Annotated in this window: 6 protein-coding genes, 1 pseudogene and 1 other annotated feature; of the genes and pseudogenes, 6 read left to right on the forward strand and 1 reads right to left on the reverse strand. The window is 40.4% G+C overall.

All coding sequences use genetic code 11. The features are described from left to right. Nucleotides 1-346: pseudogene (locus AQR02_RS34085) on the reverse strand (NAD(P)H oxidoreductase); the annotation flags it as partial. Between the two features lie 249 nt (nt 347-595). On the opposite strand from AQR02_RS34085, the gene AQR02_RS11530 reads away from it, so the two are divergent. From AQR02_RS11530 to AQR02_RS11555, 6 genes are all read left to right on the forward strand, one after another. Continuing rightward, the gene (locus AQR02_RS11530; RefSeq protein ID WP_054940678.1) at nt 596-994 is read left to right on the forward strand and encodes a winged helix-turn-helix transcriptional regulator; all 399 of its coding nucleotides are present in this window, start codon (nt 596-598) and stop codon (nt 992-994) included. A 526-nt stretch (nt 995-1,520) separates the two neighbouring features. Beyond that, nucleotides 1,521-1,764 (forward strand) — a binding site (T-box leader). A gap of 383 nt (nt 1,765-2,147) precedes the next feature. Next, nucleotides 2,148-2,915 (forward strand): nucleotidyltransferase domain-containing protein, encoded by a 768-nt coding sequence (locus tag AQR02_RS11535; protein ID WP_054940679.1) that lies wholly within the window; start codon nt 2,148-2,150, stop codon nt 2,913-2,915. 603 nt (nt 2,916-3,518) lie between these two features. Continuing rightward, nucleotides 3,519-3,782 (forward strand): hypothetical protein, encoded by a 264-nt coding sequence (locus AQR02_RS11540; RefSeq protein ID WP_038696131.1) that lies wholly within the window; start codon nt 3,519-3,521, stop codon nt 3,780-3,782. Between the two features lie 66 nt (nt 3,783-3,848). Further along, on the forward strand, nt 3,849-4,556 hold the full coding sequence (locus tag AQR02_RS11545; protein WP_038696133.1) for a response regulator transcription factor: 708 nt from the start codon (nt 3,849-3,851) through the stop codon (nt 4,554-4,556). A gap of 7 nt (nt 4,557-4,563) precedes the next feature. Then, a complete protein-coding gene (locus AQR02_RS11550; RefSeq protein WP_232380837.1) occupies nt 4,564-5,898 on the forward strand; it encodes a sensor histidine kinase in 1,335 nt (444 codons plus the stop codon). Between the two features lie 14 nt (nt 5,899-5,912). After that, a complete protein-coding gene (locus tag AQR02_RS11555; RefSeq protein ID WP_038696135.1) occupies nt 5,913-6,131 on the forward strand; it encodes an SHOCT domain-containing protein in 219 nt (72 codons plus the stop codon). The last annotated feature ends 338 nt before the right edge of the window (nt 6,132-6,469 follow it).

Raw genomic sequence — 6,469 nt, forward strand, 5'->3', positions numbered from 1 at the left:
GAGGAAGTTTGTTCGCACCGTAGGCAATCTCGTTGTTCATGACACGATCTACATACCCTTTCAACATGGCTGGCATATGCCACCACCAGAGAGGAAACACAAAAGCTATAGCATCGTGCTTCTTCAATCGCTCCATCTCCGTTTCAATCTCAGGGGAGAACACCTGTTTCTCTTGGGTAAAGTCCGGTTCATCCATTTCACGAAGAACCGGGTCGAACCCAATCCCATACAAATCCAATATTTCATAACTGTGACCTGCCTTGGCAAGACCTTGTACAAAACGATCAACTGCCTGGAAGGTCAGGGATTTTTTTCTAGGGTGGGACACTACAACAAGTACATTCATCTTATCTTTCACTACCTTTCTGGATAACGGTTTTGTAGCCATAAATTAATGACTGATGCTATTATAAACAGGTATCAAAACATCTGGAAGTACGCACTTTGAGGTTCTATAGGAAGAATAAAGTACCATAGGAACATTAAAGTACCCTAAATAGATGCCTTTAAATGGGCTTAAATAATGGAAATTGAGCAGCAAGAAGATTATGTTTTCACCTTGGATACAGCCTGATAATTATGGAGGGGTTCAAAAATGATGGAACATGGAAAAACGATCGCTCCAAAGAAATATAAAGTAGGCGTGGAAGCTGCCTTGGAAGTGATGGGCGGAAAATGGAAGCCTTTAATTATTTATCACTTGATGACCGGACGGAAACGCACGTCAGAGCTTCGAAGATTGATACCGGACATTACGCAGAAGATGCTGACTGCACAGCTCAGAGGTCTGGAAAAGGACGAAATTGTACAGCGCAAGGTATATTCGGAGGTACCTCCCAAAGTGGAATACGAGTTAACGGACTACGGTTGGGGACTCAAGCCTGCTCTGGACCATTTGTGTTATTGGGGGGAGGATCATCTGGAGAAGGTGCACGGGGATAAGTTTAAGGTTTTGGAAGACTTCGATTATGAAGAGAAGGGGACAGGAAGGTGAATGGTGCAAAGCATGTGAAAGAGGCAGCCTCTATTCGTGTTGAAGGAGTCGCTGTAGTTCTGTTGAAGAGGAACCTTGATCAATACCGTGTACTGATGCTGAAGGGAGCAGGTCATACTTTGGGTTCAAATATATAATCGCTGTGTGAGAAAGGCCCAGGGGCCGTTTGCAGCAGCATTGGGGATATAAACATAGTTTCACCTCTCTGTCATTATAATCCCTAGGGAGATGAGGCTCTGCAGGTAAGTGTTGGGCGAACTGTTCTGATTTTCCATTGCATAAAAATCTTTGACGCGGTCATAATACAAACTAATGTTCTTATTTTTATGAGGCAATCAGATATGAGGATGCGCATCGGCCAAACCTTTGAAATTATCTAACCGGACAAAGCGGGGAAGATCACACAGCGGAAAATTGAAGTGAGGGGTATCCGTGACAGCCGCATACTTCTTTTCTTTTAAGAATTTAACATAAATGTTAATTGACGGAGCAAGTTGAGTGTGATAGCATAGGTTTAACTTAAAACGAAAAGGCTATGATGAGAAATAGTAGGTATTAGGGATCTCACAGCGAGAAGATGGTTGGTGCGAATCTTCATTGATCTAATACTGAAGCAGTCTCGGAGCTGTGAACCGAACAGAGGAATCTTAGTAGGCCTCAACGGAGTTCCACCGTTATTCAGGAAACAATATCGGAGATATCCCGTATTGATAGAGTGCAGAGAAATCTGAAATTAGGTGGTAACACGGACATAATAGTTCGCCCTAAGTTGACAAGAAAATATGTCAGCTTAGGGCTTTTTTGTTTTATTTCTTTTCGTATGAATATTTGTAATTTTCCAGAATAATTAATAATTGATGGGGGAGTTCTTTTGAAAATTGAATTTCTGTGAGGGCGTGTGGGGTAGGAGATCAACTTATGCGAGAAGCTAAGTTAGTAGCGACGTCGATAGGGCATATGAAAAGAGAGGTTGGGAGATTGTCGGCACTGTTGAGCCACCAAATGTGCGCTATTCATCGGTAGTGATGACTAAACAAATAAAATGATTCTTGAAGTCTGACGACCCTTTCCCTACGGTCACATAGCCTATCTATCGGTCTCGTGAATACCAGAACGTTAGCCGAATGAAGTTCTTAATTTAGGAGGAGACTATATGATTTTAGAAAAAGTTATAACTAGAATTGAAATACAAAAAGAATATAAGGATCTTGTTGATAAGTATACAGATAATTTACTTACCGAATTTAAAGGTAAGATTCATAGCATCTATATGTGTGGCTCGATTCCAAAAGGAACTGCTAAACCTTTTAAGTCAGATGCAGACTTTACAATTGTATGTGCAAATCCCCAAGATATTGATTACGAAAGATTGTCAAATATTAAAGACAGGATGTTGGAAGAATATCCACTAGTAACTAAGATTGATACGATAATTTGCTCGATGGACGATGTATTAAGTAATCCAAATGATTGGGGTTTTTGGATTAAAATAATATGTGTTTGCATATATGGTGATGACGTTGGTGAAAAAGTACCACCGATAGTGATTTCTCCAGAGTTCATTATAGACTTAAATAGAGAGACCAAGAAGGAAGTAGATCGTGTACATAGTTCACTTTCTAATGTTAGTGATAGCACACTGAAAACTAGATATATTAAAGGTTACTCTAAGAGATTAATTCGTGCATTATACTCTTTGGTTTTAGAAGATACAGGTGTATGGCAAGATGACATTATTATGATGAAGAATGCCATATTAAATTATTGTGAGATTGACTCCACTTTAGTTGATTATCTGTATGCTTGTTACTTGGATAGTAATGTACTTGTTGAAGAGTTTCTGGGAATTGCAGATGAAGTGTATTGTTATTTTGAGAACGCCTTAAATGCAATGGCTGCTTCCAGAACTTCCTTCGGCTAACATCAAATTGACGCTCCGGGTCACACTGAGAAGCGAGTGATCACATCCAAGCCCCTAAGTCCGTCGGGACATCAAAAAAATAATTGTAAGAAGACAGGCAGCTGGTCACAGAAAATGATCAGCTGCCTTTGTCAGCTAACCGCATCAAGTTAAGGTTAGTGGGATATAGGAACTTATAAAAAAACAAAGTGAAAATAGAGCTATATAATGTATGACACTAAACGACTGTAAGAGGACAAGAACATATATTCATTGAACCCCGCGCTGGTCGCGGTTTTTTTGATTTAAGGATACATGTTCTTGTCCCAAGCAAAGGACAAGAACATGTATCTATTGCCGAATATGGACAAGAACATGGTACTATTGCCGATTCACAATTATCGAATAGAGCAACTTATTTGAAGAAACCAAATTGTCAAACATGTACGCAATGTGCCAACATTAGTCTCATCTTACTTAAATGAGCCTTTCACCGGACAAAGTTGAGTGAAAGGCTTCTTTCTCGTGTTCATATCCTTTTGCTATCTTCATAACTTCTTCACAAGCTGCAAATTGGTTCTTCATAACTCTCTTATATAGTGTAACTATAAGGAGGAGATACAAATGAAGAAACTTTGGATTGGATTATCGGCATTGGTACTGGTTATGGGGATTGGCACCTCTGGGGCTTACGCTACGACAGCTAACAATGATAATAATGGCAGCAGTTTTTTCGAAAAAATGCTACCCTTTGCCAAACAAATACACCCCAACCTGTCAGAGGAACAAATCAAGCAAATGTATGACAATTGCAACACTTCAAACGGTAAGGGAATGTCAGGAATGATGCAAAATTCTCAATATAGCAGGGGTATGATGAACTTCTAATCCGATCATGATAAGATAGGACCTCATTGATATGAGGTCTGTCTCATTTTAACAACAAAGTAGGTGATGAAGTTCGTGAAAATTTTAGTGGTGGATGATGAAGAAAATATCTTGCAGGTTATTAAGGCTTATTTGGAAAAGAATAAATATATTGTGTACGAAGCCGATACAGGACGAGGCGCGATTCATCTTTTTGAAACCTTAAAGCCCGATCTGATCGTGCTGGATTTGATGCTTCCAGACATGACTGGAGAGGAAGTATGCAGAATGGTACGCAAATCATCGAACGTTCCGATCCTCATGCTGACTGCAAAAAGCAGTGAAGACGATATGGTGAATGGGCTCATGATTGGAGCCGATGATTATATTACTAAACCATTCAGCCCAAGAGAGCTGCTCGCTCGGGTGATTAGCCTATTAAGAAGAACCATTCAGCCGCAATTGGGGAATATGTCACTGCTGTCTTATGCCCAAGGCGATTTAACTATGGATTTGGAACGTTATGAGGTAAGAATTCACGAGGAGCCAGTATCTTTTACCCTTATGGAGTTCAAGCTACTTGAAATTTTAGCGAAGCATCCGAAGAGAGTGTTCTCACGACTTGAACTTGTTAACCTTACTCAGGGTGATACCTATGAAGGATTCGAGCGGACCATCGATGTTCATATTAAGAATATTAGACAAAAAATTGGCGATGATCCTAAACACCCTGTTTTTATTGGCACTGTATTTGGAGTGGGGTATAAATTCTTGGTGAGTCATGATGTCTATTAGAGGCGGATTGAGCAGAAAGCTTCTTATTTCCCATGTCGGTGTGGCCCTTGCTGCGCTTCTATCTATTGTCTTGCTTGTGAACTTGGTAATGAACATCTCGTTTAACCAATATCAGAAGAACCAGCAGCAGACAGAAATACAAAGTTTACTGGACGATTTAGAAGACGCTTATAATGTGTCTACCGGCCACTGGAATACAAACGTTTGGATGACCATTTCGCACCAAGCGATGATTAGTGATTATATGGTTCGTGTTTATGATCAAGACCGTCGCTTGATTTGGGATACTAGTCAAATGGGCAGGCAGATACAAGTGAATTCCCAGTCTGCGCAAGACACCATTAAAAAAACAATCGTAAAAGGAAATCAGCAGGTAGGAACATTGGAATTTCTACCAGTGAAAGAAACGACGCAAAGTCTGAATCAGAAATTTCTGAGAATGTTTAATACCTTATTATGGGCCGCAATGATACTCGTAATTGTCGGGACGTATCTGTTCAGCCGGTACATGGCCAAAAGCATTAGCCAACCTCTCCTAGAGATTAAAGATATCGCTTCGAAAATGAGGGAGGGGGATCTCAGCTCCCGGGTTGAAATGTTAAATCAGAATACAGAAATTGATGACGTGGGGCGTACACTCAATCATTTGGCTGATGGATTGGAGAAGCAAGATCAATTAAGGAAATCACTGACCACTGATGTGGCACATGAGTTGCGAACACCCTTAACAACAATTCAAAGCCATTTGGAAGCCTTTCAGGATGGCATTTGGGAACCGACGCCGGATAAACTACAAGTGTGCCATGATCAAGTCCTGCGACTTGTCAGGCTCTTCAGTGATTTGGAAAATCTGGCTGCTGTAGAGAATCCAATGGTTCAGCTTATGACGGAGATCGTCTCACTTAACGAAATCGTTGGTGAGTCTTTAAATATGGTATCCAGCCAGTTTGGGCAGGAAAGACTTTCAGCTGACCTGATAAGTAAAAGTGACGTTTGGATCACAGGGGACCGTTCGCGGCTCCTTCAGGTTTTTGTAAATCTGATAAGCAATGCTTTCAAATACACGAGTTCTGGAAGTGTTCATATTGAAGTGTTAAAAGAGAAAGCAGAAGGCGTCGTTATCGTTTCCGATACCGGAATGGGAATATCTAAAGATGAACTCCCCTATATCTTTGAACGTTTTTACCGCGGAGAGAAATCAAGGAACCGGAAAACTGGCGGAGCCGGAATAGGACTTGCGGTTGTTAAAGTCATAGTGGATGCTCATGCCGGATCTATTCATGTTGAAAGTGAGATAGAGAAAGGAACTACCGTTCTTGTTCGTCTTCCATTAATTCGATGAAAGGATGAGAGAAAATGATGATGGGTTATGGCTCTGGATTTGGAATATTTGGATTAGTCATCAATTTTTTACTGATCGTAGGTGTAATCTATTTGGTGATAAAATGGGTTAGGGGAGATGGGAATTCACGATTTATTGACAATACTCCAGAGAGAATCTTGGATGAACGCTTTGCAAGAGGTGAAATCACGGAAGAAGAATATTACCGGATGAAGAGCATTTTGCGGGATTAAAAATCTTAATGGAGATACGGAAACAAGGAGCCCTTCACTCTGTGAACGGCTCTTTTGTTATTTATGATTCTAGCTTGCCTTATTTAATACCTCATTTGATTCATCCCCTTCCTGGTTTGTTTATAATTCTAAAAAGATCATCTTTTGAGGAGACGAGAAATATTTGCTCAGAAAGAAACTTATCCATCAAGCAATTCTAAACCGGATACCTGTAAATGTTCATTTGATCAGTGGTGAAACTTATTGTGGTGTATGTAAGGAGCATGAGAAGCCTGAGATGTTTATCATCATTATGGGGACAGCATCCGTAGCTGTTTTTTATTGGGCCATTAAGCGTG

The organism is Paenibacillus ihuae (assembly GCF_001368795.1).
Taxonomy (GTDB): Bacteria; Bacillota; Bacilli; order Paenibacillales; family Paenibacillaceae; genus Paenibacillus_AQ; species Paenibacillus_AQ ihuae.

What these genes read in the sequence shown, in the direction of transcription:
- AQR02_RS11540 (WP_038696131.1), top strand. Translation starts at nt 3,519, where the DNA reads ATGAAGAAACTTTGGATTGGATTATCGGCATTGGTACTGGTTATGGGG.
- AQR02_RS11535 (WP_054940679.1), top strand. Translation starts at nt 2,148, where the DNA reads ATGATTTTAGAAAAAGTTATAACTAGAATTGAAATACAAAAAGAATAT.
- AQR02_RS11530 (WP_054940678.1), top strand. Translation starts at nt 596, where the DNA reads ATGATGGAACATGGAAAAACGATCGCTCCAAAGAAATATAAAGTAGGC.
- AQR02_RS11555 (WP_038696135.1), top strand. Translation starts at nt 5,913, where the DNA reads ATGATGATGGGTTATGGCTCTGGATTTGGAATATTTGGATTAGTCATC.
- AQR02_RS11545 (WP_038696133.1), top strand. Translation starts at nt 3,849, where the DNA reads ATGAAGTTCGTGAAAATTTTAGTGGTGGATGATGAAGAAAATATCTTG.